This is a genomic window from Tateyamaria omphalii (genome assembly GCF_014651375.1).
Classification (GTDB): Bacteria; Pseudomonadota; Alphaproteobacteria; order Rhodobacterales; family Rhodobacteraceae; genus Tateyamaria; species Tateyamaria omphalii.
On sequence record NZ_BMWT01000003.1, the window covers coordinates 491081 to 508869 of the forward strand.

Here is a 17789-nt window from a genome sequence, read left to right on the forward strand (position 1 = left end):
CCGTAGGGCCAACAATATGGGCGCGCAGGCACGATCACTTTCATCGCTGGGCCTGACCGCCCGAGGTGGGGTCAATCCCGATATCACCGGCATTGCCGTGGACAGCCGCGAGGTGACGGACGGGTTCCTGTTCGCCGCCATGCCGGGCAGCCGCGTGCATGGGGCGGAGTTCATCCAATACGCGGTGCGCATGGGCGCGGCCGCCGTTCTGACCGATGCAGAAGGGGCCAAACTGGCCGCGGAGTGGTTGGACGATGTGGCCGTTGTTGTCACCGATGCCCCGCGCGAGGCGCTCAGCCGGACGGCTGCCCTGTGGTTTGGCGGTCAGCCTGACGTGGTGGTCGCTGTCACCGGGACCAACGGGAAAACATCCGTGGCGACCTTTGTGCGTCAGATCTGGATCGAGATGGGCTTGCCTGCCGTCAACCTGGGCACAACGGGGGTGGAGGGCGCATGGACGGCCCCCTTGGCCCACACCACGCCCGAGCCGATCACACTGCATCGCACCCTTGCTGAGGCGAAGGCGAACGGGATTACCCATGCCGCGATGGAAGCCTCTTCGCATGGTCTGGACCAGCGCAGGCTGGATGGCGTGACGCTGAAAGCGGCTGGGTTCACGAACTTTACCCAGGATCATCTGGACTACCACCACACATTTGAGGCCTATTTTGACGCCAAGGCGGGTCTGTTTGCACGTGTGCTGCCCGAGGACGGGGTGGCCGTGATCAATATGGATGATGCACGCGGCGTGGACATGGCCGCCATTGCACGGGCGCGGGGGCAAACCGTGATGGCCGTGGGCCGGGATGGCGGCGATCTGCGCCTGAGCGCGCAGCGGTTCGATGCGACGGGTCAGGATGTGCGGTTCGAATATGAGGGCAAGGCGTATACCGCGCGTCTGCCCCTGATTGGAGGTTTTCAGGCCGACAACGTGATGCTGGCCTGCGGGCTGGTCATTGCCTGCGGGGCGGAGCCCGCGCGGGTGTTCGAGACGTTGCCCCATCTTGGCACCGTTCGAGGGCGTATGCAGCTGGCCGCCACGCGCGAGAATGGCGCGGCGGTGTTCGTGGATTACTCACACACACCTGACGCGGTGGCCACCGCGCTCAAGGCGATGCGCCCGCATGTGATGGGCCGGTTGATTGCCGTTGTGGGGGCAGGCGGGGATCGCGATGCGGGGAAGCGTCCGTTGATGGGGCAGGCCGCGGCTGAGAATGCTGACATCGTCTTTGTCACCGATGACAACCCGCGCAGCGAAGACCCCGCACTGATCCGCGCTGCGGTCATGGAGGGCTGCCCCGAGGCAACCGAAGTGGGGGACCGGGCCGAGGCAATCCTGCGCGCGGTCGATGCGCTGGGGCCCGGTGACGCGCTGCTGATCGCGGGCAAGGGGCATGAGACGGGTCAGATCGTGGGCGATGATGTGCTGCCCTTTGACGATGTGGAACAGGCAAGCGTGGCCGTGGCCGCCTTGGAAGGACGGTTGACATGACGCTTTGGACCGCAGCCGAGGCTGCTGCCGCAACGGGTGGGCGCGCCACCACGGATTGGGTGGCGACCGGGGTGTCGATCGACACCCGCACGATTCAGCCCGGCGATATCTTTGTGGCCCTCAAGGCGGCTCGGGACGGGCATGATTTTGTGGCGCAGGCGCTTGAGAAGGGCGCGGCCGCGGCGCTGGTGACCCATGTGCCGGACGGCGTGGCCGAAGATGCGCCCTTGCTGATCGTGGATGATGTTCTGGAAGGTCTGGAAGGGCTGGGTATCGCGGCCCGTGCCCGCACAGAGGCCCGCGTGGTCGCCATTACCGGGTCGGTTGGCAAAACCTCGACCAAGGAAATGCTGCGCGCCATCCTGACGGATCAGGGGCGCACACATGCCTCGGTTGCCAGCTACAACAACCATTGGGGTGTGCCACTGACACTGGCGCGGATGCCGCAGGATACGGAGTATGCGGTGATCGAGATCGGGATGAACCATCCCGGCGAGATTGCGCCGCTGGCCAAGATGGCGCGGCCGCATGTGGCGATGATCACCACGGTTGCCGCTGCGCATCTGGAAGCCTTTGAGAATATCGAGGGGATCGCGGTCGAGAAGGCATCGATCCTTGACGGTTTGGAGTATGGCGGTGCTGCGGTTCTGAACAACGACTGTTCGACTGCGGCGATCCTGCAGGCCAAGGCGCATGACGCCAAGCGTCGCGACATCGGCTTTGGCGAACACGGCTTTGATTTCAAATTGAAATCCGTTGATTTGAAGCGTGATACAACCGTGGTGCAGGCTGAGGCGCATGACGCCCCGCTGCTGTTCAAGATTGGCGCTGTCGGCAAGCACTATGCCATGAACGGTTTGGGCGCGCTGGCCGCCGCCGAGGCGCTGGGCGCCGACCTTGCCCTTGCGGCGCAGTCGCTGGGCCGGTGGTCCCCCTACGAGGGGCGGGGTGCGCGCGAAGTCATCGTTTTGGACCCGGTCGAGACCCACATGACGCTGGAGCTGATCGATGACAGTTACAACGCCAATCCGACCTCAATGGGCGCTGCACTTGAGGTTCTGGCCGCTGCGGAAGTGACCAATGACATCGGACGTGTCAGCAAGGGGCGGCGGATCGCTTTTGTCGGTGACATGAAGGAGCTGGGCGATGAAGGACCCGCGATGCATGGCGGGATTGCCGATCTGCCCTCCATAGCATCCATCGACGTGATCCACTGCATCGGCCCGCTGATGAAGCATCTGCACGAGGCGCTGCCTGCAGACAAACAGGGGCAATGGGCAGAGACGTCCGAAGAGATGGCGGCACAGGTTCCGCGCCGCCTGGACAGCGGGGACGTGGTTCTGGTCAAGGGATCGCTGAGCATGCAACTGGCACGGGTCGTTGACGCGATCCGCAAAATGGGCCATCCGGTAGACAAGGGCGAAGACCCAAAAGATAAGGCCCAAAAAGAATAACGAGGGACAGGCAGGCATGCTTTATTGGTTGACGGCACTTTCGGATGGCGGGGACTTTTTCAACCTGTTCCGCTACATCACCTTTCGGGCCGGGGGTGCGTTCCTGACTGCGCTGGTGTTTGGCTTTCTCTTTGGCCGTCCGCTGATTGCGGTGTTGCGCAAGAAGCAGGGCAAGGGCCAGCCGATCCGCGATGATGGGCCGGAAGGGCATTTTTCCAAGGCGGGCACGCCGACCATGGGGGGGCTGCTGATTGTTGGGGCCCTGGCCACATCAACGCTGTTGTGGGCGCGCTGGGACAACCCGTTCACGTGGATTGTCTTGGGCGTCACGCTGGCCTTTGCCCTGATCGGTTTTGCCGACGACTATGCCAAGGTGTCCAAACAGACCACGGCAGGTGTGCCCGGTAAGGTGCGGCTTTTGCTGGGGTTTCTGATTGCTGGTATTGCTGCCTATTTTGCCACGATCAGCCACCCCGACGATCTGCAGAACCAGTTGGCGGTGCCTGTCCTCAAGGATGTGCTGATCAATATGGGGGTTCTGTTCATTCCCTTTGCCATCATCGTCATTGTGGGGGCCGCCAATGCGGTGAACCTGACGGATGGGCTGGACGGGCTGGCCATCATGCCGGTGATGATCGCAGGCGGCACGCTGGGCATCATCGCCTATGCCGTGGGCCGCGTTGACTTCACCGAGTATCTGGATGTGCACTATGTGCCCGGTACGGGTGAGTTGCTGATCTTTACCTCGGCGCTCTTTGGTGGGGGCTTGGGGTTCCTGTGGTACAACGCGCCGCCTGCTGCGGTGTTCATGGGTGATACCGGATCCTTGGCGCTGGGCGGTGCTTTGGGCGCGATTGCCGTGGCGACGAAACACGAGCTGGTTCTGGCCATCGTAGGCGGTCTGTTCGTGGTCGAGGCGCTGAGTGTGATCATTCAGGTTCTCTACTTCAAACGTACCGGCAAGCGCGTGTTCCTGATGGCCCCGATCCACCACCACTATGAGAAAAAGGGCTGGGCTGAGCCTCAGATCGTGATCCGGTTCTGGATCATTTCCCTGATCCTGGCGATGATCGGCCTTGCCACCCTGAAGGTGCGGTGATGCCACGGGCGCTGGTCACTGGCGGCAACCGTGGGATCGGGTACGCGATGGCGCAGGATCTGCTTGCGCGGGGATGCGATGTTGTGATCGGGGTAAGAGATGCGCAGGCGGGGGCAGCTGCAGCGGCCGCCTTGGGCTGCGATTGGGTCCATCTTGACCTTGAGGATACATCCACCTTTGCACCGGCCATTGAGGCCGCAGGTGGCATCGATATCCTGATCAACAACGCAGGCATCCTGATTGAAGACAGCATGGTGACCCATCCCAAGGGTCTGCGGCGGTCCATGCAGGTCATGTTTCACGCGCCCTTCGAACTGATCCTGCTATGCCTGCCCCATATGGCGCAGACGGGACAGGGCCGCATCATCAATGTCAGTTCCGGCTGGGGCGCCTTTGACGAGGGTCTGGAAGGTCCGGGCGGGTACGGTGTGGCCAAGGCGGCGCTGAATGCACTGTCCCATGCCTTGCCACGTGATCTGCCGAAGGGTGTCAGCATCAATGCGATGTGCCCGGGCTGGGTGCACACACGCATGGGCGGTCAGGCCGCGCCCCGCACACCGGAAGAGGGCGCGGACACGGCCATCTGGCTGGCGCTTGATGCGCCTGCAAACGTGACCGGCAAATTCTTTCGCGATCGTCAGGAAAAGGCGTGGTGATGATCTTTCTTCTGGCTGAAAATACCTCGGGGGAGGCCGCAGGCCGGGGGCAGAGCCCCAAGGGAGCAAGGACATGATCCCGGTGCAGGGTCTGAACGGCGCACGCGTTGCGGTTCTGGGGCTTGGACGCTCGGGCCTTGTTGCAGCGCGTGCTTTGAAAGCAGGCGGTGCGACACCGATCTGCTGGGATGACAACCCCGAGGCGCAGGCCAAGGCCGAGGCGGAAGGGTTTACCTGTCTGAACCTGAAAAAACAGGGTGCGTTTGACGACATTGCGCGGCTGATTGTCAGCCCGGGCATTCCGCATCTTTACCCGACCCCCAACCCGGTGATCGCTGCGGCATGGGCTGCCGGTGTGCCGGTGGACAATGACATCGGGCTGTTCTTCCAATCCTTTGCCACTTCCGATTGGAACCGCTTTGACACCGTGCCGCGGGTCATTGCCGTGACCGGGTCTAATGGCAAATCGACGACCTGCGCCCTGATCCATCACATCATGGAGGTCGCGGGCCGCCCCAGCCAGCTTGCGGGCAATATCGGGCGCGGTGTGTTGGACATCGACCCGCCCCATGATGGTGAGATCGTGGTGCTGGAACTGTCGAGCTACCAGACTGACCTCGCGCGCAGCCTGACGCCGGATGTGGCCGTGTTCACCAACCTGTCGCCGGATCATCTGGATCGGCATGCGGGTATGGGTGGATATTTTGCCGCCAAGCGCAGGCTTTTTGCCGAGGGTGGCCCGGACCGGGCTGTCATTGGCGTGGATGAAGACGAAGGGCGATCCCTTGCGGGGCAACTGAGCGAAGGCCCCAGCGATGACCGCGTGATCCGTGTGTCTGTGGCGGAAAAGCTGACCGGACCCGGCTGGCAGGTCTTTGCGAAAAAGGGCTTTTTGGCCGAGTACCGCAAGGGACGTCAGGTTGCGTCCATTGATCTGCGCGAGGTTGCAGGCTTGCCCGGCGCGCACAATCACCAGAATGCCTGTGCCGCCTATGCTGCTGCGCGTGCGGTTGGTGTGGCGCCTAAGGTGATCGAACAGGCCTTTCACAGTTTTGCGGGCTTGCCGCATCGCAGCCAGACCATCGCCGAGGCAGATGGTGTGCGCTATGTGAATGACAGCAAGGCCACGAATGTGGACAGCGCGGCCAAGGCGCTGATGGCGTTCAAGAACATTCGTTGGATTTGTGGCGGGTTGCAGAAAGAGGGCGGGCTTGATCCGCTCAACGACGCCTCGTCCGGTGTGCGCAAAGCCTATGTCATCGGGCGAGAAGCGGCGCAGTTCGCGATGCAACTGAATGTCGAAGCGCAGGTGTGCGGCACGATGTCGGCGGCAGTGGACGCTGCGATGCAAGAAGCTGAGGCCGGAGATGTGGTTCTGCTTGCGCCTGCTGCAGCCAGTTTCGATCAATATGACAGTTTTGAGCGGCGAGGCGATGACTTTGTCACTGAGGTCACGAAGCGGCTGTAATCCAAAGGCGCGCCTACGGCGCATTCCATTCTGATTTTGAAAAAGCCTTTTGGCTTTCCCAAAAAGGGGTGTGATCAGCTCTGAAGCGCCCGTGCAGCGGCCATGGCGGATGACCAGGCCCATTGGAAGTTATAGCCCCCCAACCAGCCGGTGACATCAAGGGCTTCGCCGATGAAGTACAGGCCCGGTGTGATCTGCGACTCCATTGTTTTTGAGCTGACCTGACCCGTTTCAATACCGCCACGGGTCACTTCGGCGGTGCGGTAGCCTTCGGTGCCGCTTGGGGTCAGGGCCCAGTGGTGCAGGTCATGGGTCAGGGCTTCAATCCGCGCGTCGGACAGATCGCCAAGGCGGCCCGACATGTCCAGCTGCGTGGACAGATGATCGACAAGCCGGGCGGGCAGGTGGCGTGCCAGTTCGGTTGTCAGCGCTTTCTTTCCGTCGCTGCGCCGTTTGGCCCGCAGGATGCCGGCGAGGTCCGTTTCCGGGGCGAGGTGAACGGTGATGTCCTGGCCTGTGTTCCAATAGCTGGACGCCTGCAGGATGGCCGGACCGGAGAGGCCGCGATGGGTGAACAGCATCGCTTCGTCAAAGCTGGTGCCGTTGGCCGTAACCCGGGCCGGGCAGGAGACGCCCGAGATGTCGGCAAAGCGGCGGTCTGTGAAGGTGAATGGGACAAGCGCCGGTTCGGTTGTCGTCACGCGGTGCCCAAACTGGCGTGCGGTATCGTAGGCGAACCCGGTTGCGCCCATTTTCGGGATGGATTTGCCACCTGTGGCGATCACCAGGTTGCGGCATGTGATGCGACGGCTGTTGCTGAGAAGGGCGACAAAGCCATTGCCGTCCCTGGCGATATCGGTGACCGATGTTTGCAGGAGGAGGTCAGCGCCTGCCTGGTCCATGAGGCCCCGGAGCATTGCGATGATGTCCTTGGCCGAGTGGTCGCAAAATAGCTGTCCCAGCGTCTTTTCGTGCCAAGCGATACCATGACGGTCCACCAGTTCGATGAAATCCCATTGCGTGTAGCGGGCGAGAGCCGATTTGGCGAAATGAGGGTTCTGGCTGATGAAGGCGTGGGCGTCGCAGTGAAGGTTGGTGAAGTTGCAGCGTCCGCCGCCGGAAATGCGGATCTTTTCCCCCGGCGCCTTGGCGTGATCAATCAGCAGCACGCGCCCGCTTGCATGTGCTGCGCACATCATGCCTGCGGCTCCGGCCCCTATGACGAGCGTGTCGTATTCCATGAGGTTCCCGTGCAGCATCGCACATAAAGGGTCAAGGTGTCGGGGTTGTGTGGGCCTTTGCATTTCCTAGGTCGGTGACAATGTCGCAAGCAAAGAAGGATCTGCAGAATGACAGTTTTGGCCGCCGGGAGCGTTTTTCCGAAACTTGATGTTGCCAGATTGGGCGGCGGCACGCTGACCCTTGGTGCGCCGCGGGGCGGGCATGACTGGCAATTGGTTGTTGTCTATCGCGGCCTGCATTGCCCGTTGTGCAAAACCTACCTGTCGAAGCTGCAGGTGCTTGAGAGTGACTTCAACGCGCTGGGCGTTGATGTTGTGGCTGTTTCCGGTGATCCGGAAGCCAAGGCGCAGGCCATGGTGGATGAGAAAGAGCTGAGCCTGGCCATGGGCTACGGCCTGAGTGTGGCGCAGATGGATGCGCTAGGTGTCTATATCTCGGACCCGCGCAGCCCGCAGGAAACCGATCAGCCATTCCCGGAGCCGGGCCTGTTTGTGGTGAACGGTGACGGCGCGATCCAGATGGTGGATGTGTCGAACGCGCCGTTCCTGCGCCCGGATCTTGAGAGCGTGGTCAAGGGTATCACCTTTGTCCGATCGAATGACTACCCGATCCGGGGTATGCACAAGGCTGCCTGACCGGGCGGCGTAACCCCGCTTGCGGGCCAGTAAACTAAGGCTGGCCCGCTTGATCATTTGTCGCTATGCTATCGCGCAGCACCTCGGATCAACCGGGGGCATGAGGCAGTACAGGCAGCAAGGCGGCAGATCATGACTGAGATGGTCTATGGTGCGGTCCCGGTGCGGGACGGTGAACCGATTCTTCCAAAATGGTGGCGCACAGTCGACAAGTGGTCACTGAGTTGCGTTCTTTTCCTGTTCGCCATTGGCCTGTTGCTGGCGCTGGCGGCCTCGGTTCCACTGGCTGAGAAGAACGGCTTTCCCCCGTTTCACTATGTTGCGCGGCAGGCGTTCTTTGGATCGGTTGCGCTGATCGTGATGATCATCACGTCGATGATGTCCCCTGGGGTGGTGCGTCGGCTGGCTGTGCTGGGTTTCCTCGTGTCCTTTGTGGCGCTGGCACTATTGCCGTTCTTTGGAACCGATTTTGGTAAGGGGGCCGTGCGTTGGTATTCGATGGGCTTTGCCAGCATCCAGCCGTCTGAATTTTTGAAGCCCGGATTTGTCGTGGCAGCCGCATGGATGCTGGCGGCGAGTCAGGAGTTGAACGGCCCACCAGGCAGGACCTGGTCCTTTGCGCTGTGCGTTTCGATCGTTTTGATGCTGGCCTTGCAGCCGGACTTCGGGCAGGCCTGCCTTGTCCTATTTGGCTGGGGTGTGATGTATTTCGTGGCTGGTGCGCCCATGATCCTTCTGGTCGGCATGGCCGGGCTGGTCGTGTTCGGCGGTACCATTGCCTATTCCAATTCCGAGCACTTCGCCCGGCGGATTGATGGCTTTCTGAGCCCGGATGTCGATCCGCGGACACAGCTGGGCTATGCCACCAACGCCATTCAGGAAGGTGGTCTGTTCGGCGTGGGCGTGGGTGAGGGGCAGGTGAAGTGGTCGCTTCCCGATGCGCATACCGACTTCATCATTGCCGTGGCGGCCGAGGAATACGGTTTGATCCTCGTCCTGTGCATCATCGCGCTTTATACAGGGATCGTTGTGCGGTCGCTGATGCGCCTTCTGCGTGAGCGTGATCCGTTCATCCGCCTTGCGGGCACCGGGCTGGCCTGCATGTTCGGGGTTCAGGCGATGATCAACATGGGTGTTGCCGTGCGTCTGTTGCCTGCCAAGGGCATGACGTTGCCCTTTGTAAGCTATGGTGGCTCGTCCGTGATTGCGTCTGGTATTGCCGTGGGCATGTTGCTGGCTTTTACGCGGAGCCGCCCGCAGGGCGAGATATCTGATCTTTTGGGGCGCCGCCGATGACGCAACAGCCGCTCCTTCTCATCGCTGCCGGTGGCACCGGCGGGCACATGTTCCCCGCTCAGGCCTTGGCCGAGGCGATGCTGGCACGTGGCTGGCGTGTGAAGCTGAGCACCGATGCACGCGGCGCGCGCTACACGGGTGGCTTCCCCCACACGACCAAGATCGAACAGGTGTCATCCGCCACCTTTGCGCGTGGTGGGGTTCTGGCCAAGGCAGCAGTGCCATTTCGCATTGCGGCGGGTATTGCCGCTGCAAAGATCAAGATGCTGCGGGATCGTCCCGCTGTCGTCGTGGGCTTTGGCGGCTATCCGACTATTCCGGCGCTTGCTGCTGCTACGATCCTGCGTGTCCCGCGCATGATCCATGAGCAGAATGGTGTGCTGGGCCGTGTGAACCAGCTTTTTGCCAAGCGCGTCGATGCGGTGGCTTGCGGGACATGGCCCACTGAACTGCCCGAGGGCGTCGAGGGCACCTTTGTCGGTAACCCGGTGCGCAATTCGGTGCTGGAGCGGGCCGGGGCGGGTTACATCGCGCCCGGTGACTACCCGATGGAGATTTTGGTGATTGGTGGCAGCCAGGGTGCGCGCATCTTGTCCGATGTGATCCCGCCGGCGATTGCCAGCCTGTCGATGGATCGTTTGCGCAACATCCGGGTCAGCCATCAGGCGCGGGGCGAGGATGAGGAGCGTGTGCGCGCCTTCTATGCTGAAAACGGGATCAATGCCGATGTGCAGCCGTTCTTTCACGACGTGCCGCGCCGGATGACCGAGTCGCAGTTGATCATCTCGCGCTCGGGGGCATCGTCGGTTGCGGACATTTCGATTATTGGTCGTCCGTCGATCCTGGTGCCGCTTGCGTCTGCCATTCGGGATGAACAGACAGCCAATGCGCGTGGTCTGGTGGATGCGGGGGCGGCCATCCTGATTCCCGAAAGCCAGTTGAGCGTCGAGGCTGTTGCCGAACAGATCAACACCGTGCTGGACAATCCCGATGGGGCGTTGCAGATGGCCAACGCCGCGCTGACCGTCGGCAAGCCGGATGCCACTGAACAGCTTGTCTACATGGTCGAAACCCTCAGCCAGAAAGGGGCCTGACAATGAATGCCGCAACCAAACTGCCCGGAGACGTTGGTGCCATCCACTTTGTGGGGATTGGCGGGATTGGCATGTCGGGCATTGCAGAGGTTCTGCTGAACCACGGCTATGTTGTGCAGGGCTCGGACCTAAAGCGAACACCGATCACGGATCGGTTGCAGGAACTGGGCGCGCGTGTGTTCGTGGGCCAGACTGCGAAGAATATCGAAGAGGCTGAGGTCGTTGTGATCTCGTCCGCCATCAAGCCGGGCAATGCTGAGCTGGACGCGGCGCGGGCGCGGGGCCTGCCCATTGTGCGGCGGGCCGAGATGCTGGCGGAGCTGATGCGCTTGCGGTCGAACATTGCGGTGGCTGGGACACACGGCAAGACGACGACCACGACGATGGTTGCGGCCCTGCTAGATGAGGGCAAGTTTGACCCGACCGTTGTGAATGGCGGCATCATTCATGCCTATGGCTCGAACGCCCGCAAGGGTGATGGCGAGTGGATGGTGGTGGAGGCCGACGAGAGCGACGGCACTTTCAATCGGTTGCCTGCGACCATTGCCATCGTGACCAATATTGACCCCGAGCATATGGAGCATTGGGGCACTGAAGAGGCTCTGCACAAGGGCTTTTACGACTTTGTGTCGAACATCCCGTTCTATGGTTTGGCCGTGTGCTGTACTGACGATCCGGATGTGCAAAGCCTTGTGGGCAAGATCACGGACCGTCGCGTGGTGACCTATGGCTTCAACGCGCAAGCGGATGTGCGGGCGATGAACCTGACCTACCAGAACGGCGTGGCGCATTTCGACATTGCCTTGCAGGCCGAGGATCAGGTGATCAAAGGATGCAGCCTGCCGATGCCCGGGGATCACAACGTGTCGAACGCGCTCAGCGCTGTCGCCGTTGCCCGCCATCTGGGTATGAAAGCGGATGAAATCCGCAATGCTCTGTCCAGTTTTGGCGGCGTTAACCGTCGGTTTACCCGTGTGGGCGAGGTTGAGGGCATCACGATCATCGACGATTACGGCCACCACCCAACCGAGATTGCTGCCGTTTTGAAAGCTGCGCGCCAAGCCACGTCAGGCCGCGTGATCGCGGTCCACCAGCCGCACCGCTACACGCGGCTGCATCATCATTTCGATGATTTCTGTTCCTGTTTCAATGACGCGGATGTCGTGGGGATCGCGGATATCTTTGCCGCAGGCGAGGACCCGATTGAGGGGGCCAGCCGAGACGATCTGGTGGCGGGGCTGATCCGTCACGGTCACCGCCATGCGCGGGCCGTTGTGGATGAGAACGATCTGGAGCGCTTGGTGCGCGAACAGGCCCGCCCGGGTGACATGGTTGTCTGCCTTGGGGCAGGGTCGATCAGCGCCTGGGCCAATGGTTTGCCAGCGAGGCTGCACAAGGGGGCTGCGTGAGCATCGTTGAGTTCATCCTGCAGTTTGCGGTGCACGGCATTCCTTTGATCGCGTTCCCGGTGGCGCTGGTCTGGGGGCTGAAGCCTGTGGTGTACACCCTGGTGTTGCTTGCATGCGCGATGCTTGTGGGGCCGTACCTGTTTTTTGGTGCTTGGGCGCTGATTGAAGGTATCTCTCTTTCAGACACGATTGAGCAAGTGCGCCAGACCGGTATCGGTATGGTGCTGTTGGCTGGCTATATGATGGCTTCTTCGATGGTGTGTGCGCTTTTTGCTGCTGCGGTGCGTTTTGCCTGGACCAAGTGGAGGGCGGCGTGACGACACTCGCCATCGTATTCAGCCTGCTTTTGATGCCTCTGGGTGTAATCCTGCGCATGCGCAACCTGCCCATGGTGTTGGGCGTGTTGATCGTGCTGTGTGTGATCTTGAGCCTGTACAATCTGTTTGCAGGGACACCCGGATCACCGTTGTTCTTTGCTGGCCCGGCGGCCCTTGCGCTTATGCTGGGCTGGACCTTGGGCAAACGGTTCGGGGGACGGGGCTGATGTTGCTGTGGGCCTGCATAGGCTGGGTGTTTGCCGCGACGATTGTTGCGATGCTGCCTATGCGTCATCAATACATTCCTGGTATTGCCCTGCTGATCGCGGCGCCTGTACTGATTGCGTGGGTGGGCATCACCGTGGCCTGGTGGGCCGGTTGTCTTGCGCTTGCGGCCTTTGTGTCGATGTTTCGCAATCCGCTGCGCTATTTCATGGCCAAGGCCCGTGGCCAGAACCCTCAACTTCCGCCGGAGTTCCGTTCATGAGTCTATCCCTGATCCTTGCGTGCCTGTGGGGCGTCGCGGCGAACGTGCTTGCAATGATGCCCAGCCGGGATAACCATTGGACAAATGCCTATGCGCTTATTGCGATTGGTATTCCCATTATTGGCTATGTCACGTGGCAGCATGGTCCGTGGTTGGGGCTTATCGTCATGGTTGCGGGGATGAGTATCTTGCGGTGGCCAGTCATTTACCTCAGCCGCTGGGTCAAAGGGAGGTTGATCCGATGATGTATGCAATTGCCTTGACGGCACTGGGTCTGGGGATCGTGGCGGGTTGGTCTCTGGCTGCCCGGTTCATGTTGCGCAGTTTGGTCGCTGTGATCATTGTTCTTGTATCGGCGGTGTTGTGGGTTTCTATGGCACCGAACACACTTCCCGGCGATGGGTTTGCGGCAGTCGTTGCCACCTTTCTTGTGGCAATGCCGATGGCGGCGGGACTGTTGGGGGGCGCTGTATTTTGTGGGTTGATCCGGCGTCACAGCAAGGCGACTTGACCTCTTGCATCCATGGCGGCATTGCAGCGCCATGACGTATGACCTGCCAGCCGTTCGCGGCACACTGACTCCGAACAAGGATCTGTCTGGCCTGACATGGTTGCGTGTCGGCGGCCCGGCGGATTGGTTTTTTCAGCCTGCCGACGTGGAGGACCTGAGCGCCTTTCTTGCGGCCCTTGATCCTGCCGTTCCGGTCTTTCCCATGGGGGTGGGCAGCAACCTGATCGTGCGGGATGGCGGCCTTCGGGCAGTGGTGATCCGTCTGGGTCGCGGGTTCAACGGCATCGAGGTAGAGGGCGACACGGTTACCGCGGGTGCGGCGGCTCTTGACGCCCATGTGGCGCGCAAGGCGGCTGATGCGGGCGTTGACCTGACATTTCTGCGCACCATCCCCGGTGCCATTGGTGGCGCGGTGCGTATGAATGCGGGCTGCTATGGCAGTTACATGGCGGATGTGTTTGTGCAGGCGCATGTCGTGCTGCGCGATGGCACGGTCACGACACTGGATGCTGGCGATCTGAACTTCCAGTACCGTCAAAGCGCGCTACCGGATGGCGCGGTCCTGACCCACGTGACGCTGCGCGGCCCCATGGCTGAGCCACAAGAGCTGCATACGCGCATGACCGATCAGCTGGCCAAGCGGGATGCGACCCAGCCCACCAAGGACCGTAGCGCGGGGTCTACATTTCGAAATCCGGCCGGGTTCTCGTCCACCGGGAAAGACGATGATGTCCATGATCTGAAGGCGTGGAAGGTCATTGATGACGCGGGCCTGCGCGGTGCGCGGCGGGGTGGGGCACAGATGAGTGAAAAACACTCGAACTTCATGATCAACACTGGGCAGGCAACCGCCGCCGATCTCGAAGGTTTGGGCGAAGATGTGCGAAAAAAGGTTTACGATTCCAGTGGCATCACGCTAGAATGGGAAATCATGCGCGTCGGCGATCCGGCTTAGGGTTTTCCGCGCAAGGCAGGCCGATTTTCGGCGTATAAATCGAGGGTTCGCAAAAGAACCCCGGGACTAGAGGCACATGGCGGGGCAGTCGAGCAGACGTTCCAAAGTGGCGGTGTTAAAGGGTGGCCCCTCGGCTGAGCGCGAGGTGTCGTTGTCAACGGGACAGGCCTGCGCAGCCGCGCTGAGGGACATGGGTTATGAAGTGGTCGAGGTCGATGCTGGCCGCGATCTTGCTTCTGTTTTGCAGGACATTGCACCGGATGCCGTTCTGAACTGCCTGCACGGCCGTTGGGGCGAAGATGGCTGCGTGCAGGGTGTCCTTGAATGGCTGGGCATTCCCTATTCGCATTCCGGCGTTTTGGCCTCGGCCCTGGCGATGGACAAGCAGCGCACGAAAGAGGTGTTTCGCGCGGCGGGCTTGCCGGTTGTCGACAGCGTTATCCGGTCGAAGGAAGACGTCATGGCCGACCATGTCATGCCGGTGCCCTATGTCGTGAAGCCCAACAATGAGGGATCGAGCGTTGGCGTCTATCTTGTGCAGGAGGGGGCCAACAGCCCGCCACGCCTGAGTGACGACATGCCCGCCGAGGTTATGGTCGAAGCCTTTGCCCATGGCCGCGAATTGACCACCACGGTGATGGATGGTCGCGCGTTGGGTGTGACCGATATCATCACAGATGGGTGGTATGACTACGACGCCAAGTACAAGCCCGGCGGATCGCGCCACGTGATCCCGGCGGATGTGCCGAACGAGATTGCCGAGCTGTGTCAGGATTATGCCCTGCGTGCGCACCAGGCACTTGGATGCCGGGGCGTGACACGCACCGATTTCCGCTGGGATGAAAGCAAGCGCACCGCAGGTTTGATCCTGCTTGAAATTAACACGCAGCCCGGAATGACCCCAACCTCGCTGACGCCCGAACAGGCACAGGCGGCTGGTATGTCCTTTGGCGAGTTTTGCGCCTGGATGGTGGAGGATGCGTCATGCAACCGGTAAGGCGCGCTGATCCAGCCCCGTCGCGCTGGTCGTGGCGCATGCAACGCCTGATGCTGACGCCGGGCATCCGTTTGATGCTGCGGGCAGGTATCCCTTTCGCGCTGTCTTTTGGTGCCGCGACGTGGTGGCTTTCGAACCCGGACACGCAGGCGGCCATTCAGGCCACCGTGGCCGAAGCGCGTGCAAGCATTGAGCAGCGCCCGGAGTTCATGGTCAACCTGATGGCCATTGATGGCGCGGACACTGAACTGTCCGAAGCTATTCGCACGGCTGTCCCACTTGATTTCCCGATCTCATCCTTTGACCTCGATCCTGCGGCCATCCGGGCCACCGTGCGCCAGATGCCCCCGGTCAAGGAAGCGTCCGTGCGCATTCGTCCGGGCGGGGTTTTGCAGGTGGACATCACACCGCGCGTCCCGGTGGCCATCTGGCGTCAGCCCGAGGGCCTGACCCTGATTGACGAGGCCGGCGCGCTTGTACGGCCCATTGCGCGCCGTGGGCTACGCCCTGATCTGCCCGTGATCGCGGGAGAGGGGGCGGCGCAACATGTGGATGAGGCGATGCAACTGGTTGCCGCCGGTGCGCCCCTTGGTGACCGTCTTCGCGGTCTGGTCCGCCTCGGTGACCGCCGTTGGGATGTTGTGCTGGATCGCAATCAACGCATCATGCTGCCGACTGACGGCGCGGTGCAGGCGCTTGAACGGGTGATTGCCCTTGATGGTGTGGACGAGGTGCTGAAGCGCGATATCGCGCGCATCGATTTGCGTTTGGCCGACAGACCCACCGTGCGCATGACAGACAATTCTACCGCCGAATGGCGGCGTATCAGACAGTTGACCCCGGGGACCGAGTAGTAGTGATGACCGACCTTTATGCCAGCCAGCGCAGCATGCGGAACATGCGCAAGATCGCGATGCAACGGGGTGTGGTGGCGATCCTTGATGTGGGCAGCTCGAAAATTGCCTGTCTGGTTTTACGTTTTGATGGAACAAACCAGCTGGGCGAAGAGGGCGAGATCGGGTCGCTTGCCGGGCAATCAGGGTTCCGGGTGATCGGCGCTGCCACTACCCGGTCGCGGGGTGTGCGCTTTGGCGAGATCTGCGCCATGCAGGAAACCGAGCGCGCCATTCGCACCGCGTTGCAGGCAGCACAGAAGATGGCTGGCATCCGGGTCGATCACGTGATTGCATGCTTTGCCGGGGCTGAGCCACGCAGCTATGGCCTTGATGCGCGGCTGGACCTCGAGGGCGGCGTCGTGTCCGAACAGGATGTGGCCCGCGTGCTGTCGCGCTGCGATGTGCCGGACTACGGGGAAGGGCGCGAGGTGCTGCACGCGCAGCCCGTGAACTTTGCGCTTGATCACCGTTCGGGTCTGTCTGATCCGCGTGGCCAGCTGGGCAATGAACTGGCCGTTGATCTGCACATGCTGACCGTTGATGCATCGGCGGTGCAGCACTTGGCGCATTGCATCAAGCGCTGTGATCTGGAGCTGGCGGGCATTGCCTCCTCGTCCTATGCGTCGGGGATTGCTGCGCTTGTCGAGGATGAGCAAGAGCTGGGTTCGGCTTGCATTGATCTGGGTGGCGGATCGACTGGCGTATCGATCTTTATCAAGAAGCACATGATCTATGGCGATGCGGTACGCATGGGCGGCGATCATGTGACCAGCGACATTTCGATGGGTTTGCAGGTGCCGATGGCGAATGCCGAACGGATCAAGACATTCTATGGTGGGGTGCATGCCACCGGTATGGATGATCGCGAGATGATCGAAATTGGCGGTGACACAGGCGACTATGAACATGATCGTCGCACGGCATCGCGGGCGGAACTGATCGGGATCATGCGCCCCCGTGTGGAAGAGATTCTGGAGGAGGTACGCGCCCGTTTGGACGCCGCCGGGTTCGATCATCTTCCTAGCCAGCAGATCGTGTTGACGGGCGGCGGTAGCCAAATCCCGGGTCTGGATGGTCTGGCCTCGAAAATCCTTGGCCAACAGGTGCGTCTGGGTCGACCTTTGCGCGTGCACGGCTTGCCTCAGGCGGCAACAGGACCCGGCTTTGCGTCGGCGGTCGGCCTTGCGCTCTTTGCCGCGCATCCGCAGGACGAGTGGTGGGACTTCGACATTCCCGCGGACAGGTATCCGGCGCGCAGTCTGCGCCGCGCGGTCAAGTGGTTCCGCGACAATTGGTAGGCCGTTGGCTGGTTGCGTCTGTGCTTGTGGCGCTGTTTGCGCTGCCGGGCATGGCACAACAGCGGATTGCGCCGGAAGAGTTTATGGCGCGGGTCACGGGCGAAACGGTTTCTTTCTTTGACCGCAAGTTTGGCAATCTGGTTGGTGTCGAACAGTTTCTGTCCCCGCGACTGTCGGTCTGGCGGGGGTCTGAAAACAAATGCGTTTACGGCGAGATAACGACGCCTAACGGTCAAATATGTTTTTTGTATCGCGATCTCGACCCAGTCGGGCCGGTGTGCTGGGTTCCTTACGATAAGGACGGAAACCTGATGGTCTTGGGCGTCGGGAGAGCATTTGGCGAAAGCCAGCTCGCGCGGTTCAACGATAGGGATCTGGGATGCCCAGAGGTGCCGCTGAGCTAGGGAATCGCTTGATTCTCAGGACGTTATGGATCACCCTATGACCAACGCCCGAAAGAGGCGCGCGGCACAAGGCAGGCCG

General features: G+C 61.4%; 20 protein-coding genes. 19 read left to right on the forward strand and 1 reads right to left on the reverse strand.

The genetic code is table 11. The features are described 5' to 3' along the window. The first annotated feature begins 16 nt into the window (after positions 1–16). The 5 genes from IE087_RS13145 to murD all read left to right on the forward strand — a co-directional run bounded on the left by IE087_RS13145 (position 17) and on the right by murD (position 6169). Complete coding sequence (locus IE087_RS13145) at positions 17–1492, forward strand: UDP-N-acetylmuramoyl-L-alanyl-D-glutamate--2,6-diaminopimelate ligase (RefSeq protein WP_189369797.1); 1476 nt, start codon at positions 17–19, stop codon at positions 1490–1492. Continuing rightward, positions 1489–2946, forward strand: a complete 1458-nt coding sequence (locus IE087_RS13150) for a UDP-N-acetylmuramoyl-tripeptide--D-alanyl-D-alanine ligase (protein WP_189369798.1) — start codon at positions 1489–1491, stop codon at positions 2944–2946. The genes IE087_RS13145 and IE087_RS13150 overlap by 4 nt, the downstream gene beginning before the upstream one ends. A 16-nt stretch (positions 2947–2962) precedes the next feature. Beyond that, complete coding sequence (gene mraY / locus IE087_RS13155; protein WP_189369799.1) at positions 2963–4045, forward strand: phospho-N-acetylmuramoyl-pentapeptide-transferase; 1083 nt, start codon at positions 2963–2965, stop codon at positions 4043–4045. Then, a complete protein-coding gene (locus tag IE087_RS13160; RefSeq protein WP_189369800.1) occupies positions 4045–4701 on the forward strand; it encodes an SDR family NAD(P)-dependent oxidoreductase in 657 nt (218 codons plus the stop codon). The genes mraY and IE087_RS13160 overlap by 1 nt, the downstream gene beginning before the upstream one ends. A 73-nt stretch (positions 4702–4774) precedes the next feature. After that, positions 4775–6169, forward strand: coding sequence for a UDP-N-acetylmuramoyl-L-alanine--D-glutamate ligase (gene murD / locus IE087_RS13165; protein ID WP_189369801.1), 1395 nt, complete (start codon positions 4775–4777; stop codon positions 6167–6169). Positions 6170–6243: 74 nt separating this feature from the next. Here murD and IE087_RS13170 read toward each other — a convergent pair whose 3' ends face one another. Continuing rightward, positions 6244–7410 (reverse strand): BaiN/RdsA family NAD(P)/FAD-dependent oxidoreductase, encoded by a 1167-nt coding sequence (locus tag IE087_RS13170; protein WP_189369802.1) that lies wholly within the window; start codon positions 7408–7410, stop codon positions 6244–6246. A 108-nt stretch (positions 7411–7518) separates the two neighbouring features. Between IE087_RS13170 and IE087_RS13175 the strand changes: the two genes are divergently transcribed. The 14 genes from IE087_RS13175 to IE087_RS13240 all read left to right on the forward strand — a co-directional run bounded on the left by IE087_RS13175 (position 7519) and on the right by IE087_RS13240 (position 17710). Further along, on the forward strand, positions 7519–8046 hold the full coding sequence (locus IE087_RS13175) for a peroxiredoxin-like family protein (protein WP_189369803.1): 528 nt from the start codon (positions 7519–7521) through the stop codon (positions 8044–8046). Between the two features lie 132 nt (positions 8047–8178). Continuing rightward, positions 8179–9342: a putative lipid II flippase FtsW gene (gene ftsW, locus IE087_RS13180; RefSeq protein WP_189369804.1), complete on the forward strand. Its 1164-nt coding sequence runs from the start codon at positions 8179–8181 to the stop codon at positions 9340–9342. Continuing rightward, positions 9339–10436, forward strand: coding sequence for a UDP-N-acetylglucosamine--N-acetylmuramyl-(pentapeptide) pyrophosphoryl-undecaprenol N-acetylglucosamine transferase (locus IE087_RS13185; RefSeq protein WP_189369805.1), 1098 nt, complete (start codon positions 9339–9341; stop codon positions 10434–10436). Before ftsW ends, IE087_RS13185 begins: the two co-directional genes overlap by 4 nt. 2 nt (positions 10437–10438) lie before the next feature. Further along, positions 10439–11845: a UDP-N-acetylmuramate--L-alanine ligase gene (gene murC / locus IE087_RS13190; RefSeq protein ID WP_189369806.1), complete on the forward strand. Its 1407-nt coding sequence runs from the start codon at positions 10439–10441 to the stop codon at positions 11843–11845. After that, complete coding sequence (locus tag IE087_RS13195; RefSeq protein WP_189369807.1) at positions 11842–12162, forward strand: hypothetical protein; 321 nt, start codon at positions 11842–11844, stop codon at positions 12160–12162. The genes murC and IE087_RS13195 overlap by 4 nt, the downstream gene beginning before the upstream one ends. Beyond that, positions 12159–12389, forward strand: coding sequence for a hypothetical protein (locus IE087_RS13200; RefSeq protein WP_189369808.1), 231 nt, complete (start codon positions 12159–12161; stop codon positions 12387–12389). The genes IE087_RS13195 and IE087_RS13200 overlap by 4 nt, the downstream gene beginning before the upstream one ends. Beyond that, the gene (locus IE087_RS13205; RefSeq protein WP_189369809.1) at positions 12389–12649 is read left to right on the forward strand and encodes a DUF2484 family protein; all 261 of its coding nucleotides are present in this window, start codon (positions 12389–12391) and stop codon (positions 12647–12649) included. Before IE087_RS13200 ends, IE087_RS13205 begins: the two co-directional genes overlap by 1 nt. Beyond that, complete coding sequence (locus IE087_RS13210) at positions 12646–12894, forward strand: DUF2484 family protein (RefSeq protein WP_189369810.1); 249 nt, start codon at positions 12646–12648, stop codon at positions 12892–12894. Before IE087_RS13205 ends, IE087_RS13210 begins: the two co-directional genes overlap by 4 nt. Beyond that, positions 12891–13160: a hypothetical protein gene (locus tag IE087_RS13215; RefSeq protein WP_189369811.1), complete on the forward strand. Its 270-nt coding sequence runs from the start codon at positions 12891–12893 to the stop codon at positions 13158–13160. The genes IE087_RS13210 and IE087_RS13215 overlap by 4 nt, the downstream gene beginning before the upstream one ends. Positions 13161–13191: 31 nt before the next feature. After that, positions 13192–14115 carry a UDP-N-acetylmuramate dehydrogenase gene (murB, locus tag IE087_RS13220; RefSeq protein WP_189369812.1) on the forward strand — a complete coding sequence of 308 codons (924 nt, stop codon included), beginning with the start codon at positions 13192–13194 and terminating at the stop codon, positions 14113–14115. 76 nt (positions 14116–14191) lie between these two features. Next, positions 14192–15112 carry a D-alanine--D-alanine ligase gene (locus IE087_RS13225; protein WP_189369813.1) on the forward strand — a complete coding sequence of 307 codons (921 nt, stop codon included), beginning with the start codon at positions 14192–14194 and terminating at the stop codon, positions 15110–15112. Continuing rightward, entirely contained in the window at positions 15100–15966 is an 867-nt protein-coding gene (locus IE087_RS13230) for a cell division protein FtsQ/DivIB (RefSeq protein ID WP_229801378.1), read from the forward strand. Before IE087_RS13225 ends, IE087_RS13230 begins: the two co-directional genes overlap by 13 nt. A 5-nt stretch (positions 15967–15971) precedes the next feature. After that, complete coding sequence (ftsA, locus tag IE087_RS13235; protein WP_189369814.1) at positions 15972–17306, forward strand: cell division protein FtsA; 1335 nt, start codon at positions 15972–15974, stop codon at positions 17304–17306. A gap of 26 nt (positions 17307–17332) precedes the next feature. Beyond that, positions 17333–17710, forward strand: a complete 378-nt coding sequence (locus IE087_RS13240; protein ID WP_229801379.1) for a hypothetical protein — start codon at positions 17333–17335, stop codon at positions 17708–17710. Positions 17711–17789 lie beyond the last annotated feature (79 nt).

Excerpts from the sequence above, each read along its gene's own strand:
- IE087_RS13160 (WP_189369800.1), top strand. The coding sequence starts at position 4,045 with ATGCCACGGGCGCTGGTCACTGGCGGCAACCGTGGGATCGGGTACGCG.
- mraY (WP_189369799.1), top strand. The coding sequence starts at position 2,963 with ATGCTTTATTGGTTGACGGCACTTTCGGATGGCGGGGACTTTTTCAAC.
- IE087_RS13225 (WP_189369813.1), top strand. The coding sequence starts at position 14,192 with ATGGCGGGGCAGTCGAGCAGACGTTCCAAAGTGGCGGTGTTAAAGGGT.
- murD (WP_189369801.1), top strand. The coding sequence starts at position 4,775 with ATGATCCCGGTGCAGGGTCTGAACGGCGCACGCGTTGCGGTTCTGGGG.
- IE087_RS13150 (WP_189369798.1), top strand. The coding sequence starts at position 1,489 with ATGACGCTTTGGACCGCAGCCGAGGCTGCTGCCGCAACGGGTGGGCGC.
- ftsW (WP_189369804.1), top strand. The coding sequence starts at position 8,179 with ATGACTGAGATGGTCTATGGTGCGGTCCCGGTGCGGGACGGTGAACCG.
- IE087_RS13210 (WP_189369810.1), top strand. The coding sequence starts at position 12,646 with ATGAGTCTATCCCTGATCCTTGCGTGCCTGTGGGGCGTCGCGGCGAAC.
- IE087_RS13205 (WP_189369809.1), top strand. The coding sequence starts at position 12,389 with ATGTTGCTGTGGGCCTGCATAGGCTGGGTGTTTGCCGCGACGATTGTT.
- murC (WP_189369806.1), top strand. The coding sequence starts at position 10,439 with ATGAATGCCGCAACCAAACTGCCCGGAGACGTTGGTGCCATCCACTTT.
- IE087_RS13185 (WP_189369805.1), top strand. The coding sequence starts at position 9,339 with ATGACGCAACAGCCGCTCCTTCTCATCGCTGCCGGTGGCACCGGCGGG.
- IE087_RS13175 (WP_189369803.1), top strand. The coding sequence starts at position 7,519 with ATGACAGTTTTGGCCGCCGGGAGCGTTTTTCCGAAACTTGATGTTGCC.
- IE087_RS13145 (WP_189369797.1), top strand. The coding sequence starts at position 17 with ATGGGCGCGCAGGCACGATCACTTTCATCGCTGGGCCTGACCGCCCGA.
- IE087_RS13230 (WP_229801378.1), top strand. The coding sequence starts at position 15,100 with ATGCAACCGGTAAGGCGCGCTGATCCAGCCCCGTCGCGCTGGTCGTGG.
- murB (WP_189369812.1), top strand. The coding sequence starts at position 13,192 with ATGACGTATGACCTGCCAGCCGTTCGCGGCACACTGACTCCGAACAAG.
- ftsA (WP_189369814.1), top strand. The coding sequence starts at position 15,972 with ATGACCGACCTTTATGCCAGCCAGCGCAGCATGCGGAACATGCGCAAG.
- IE087_RS13215 (WP_189369811.1), top strand. The coding sequence starts at position 12,891 with ATGATGTATGCAATTGCCTTGACGGCACTGGGTCTGGGGATCGTGGCG.
- IE087_RS13170 (WP_189369802.1), bottom strand. The coding sequence starts at position 7,410 with ATGGAATACGACACGCTCGTCATAGGGGCCGGAGCCGCAGGCATGATG.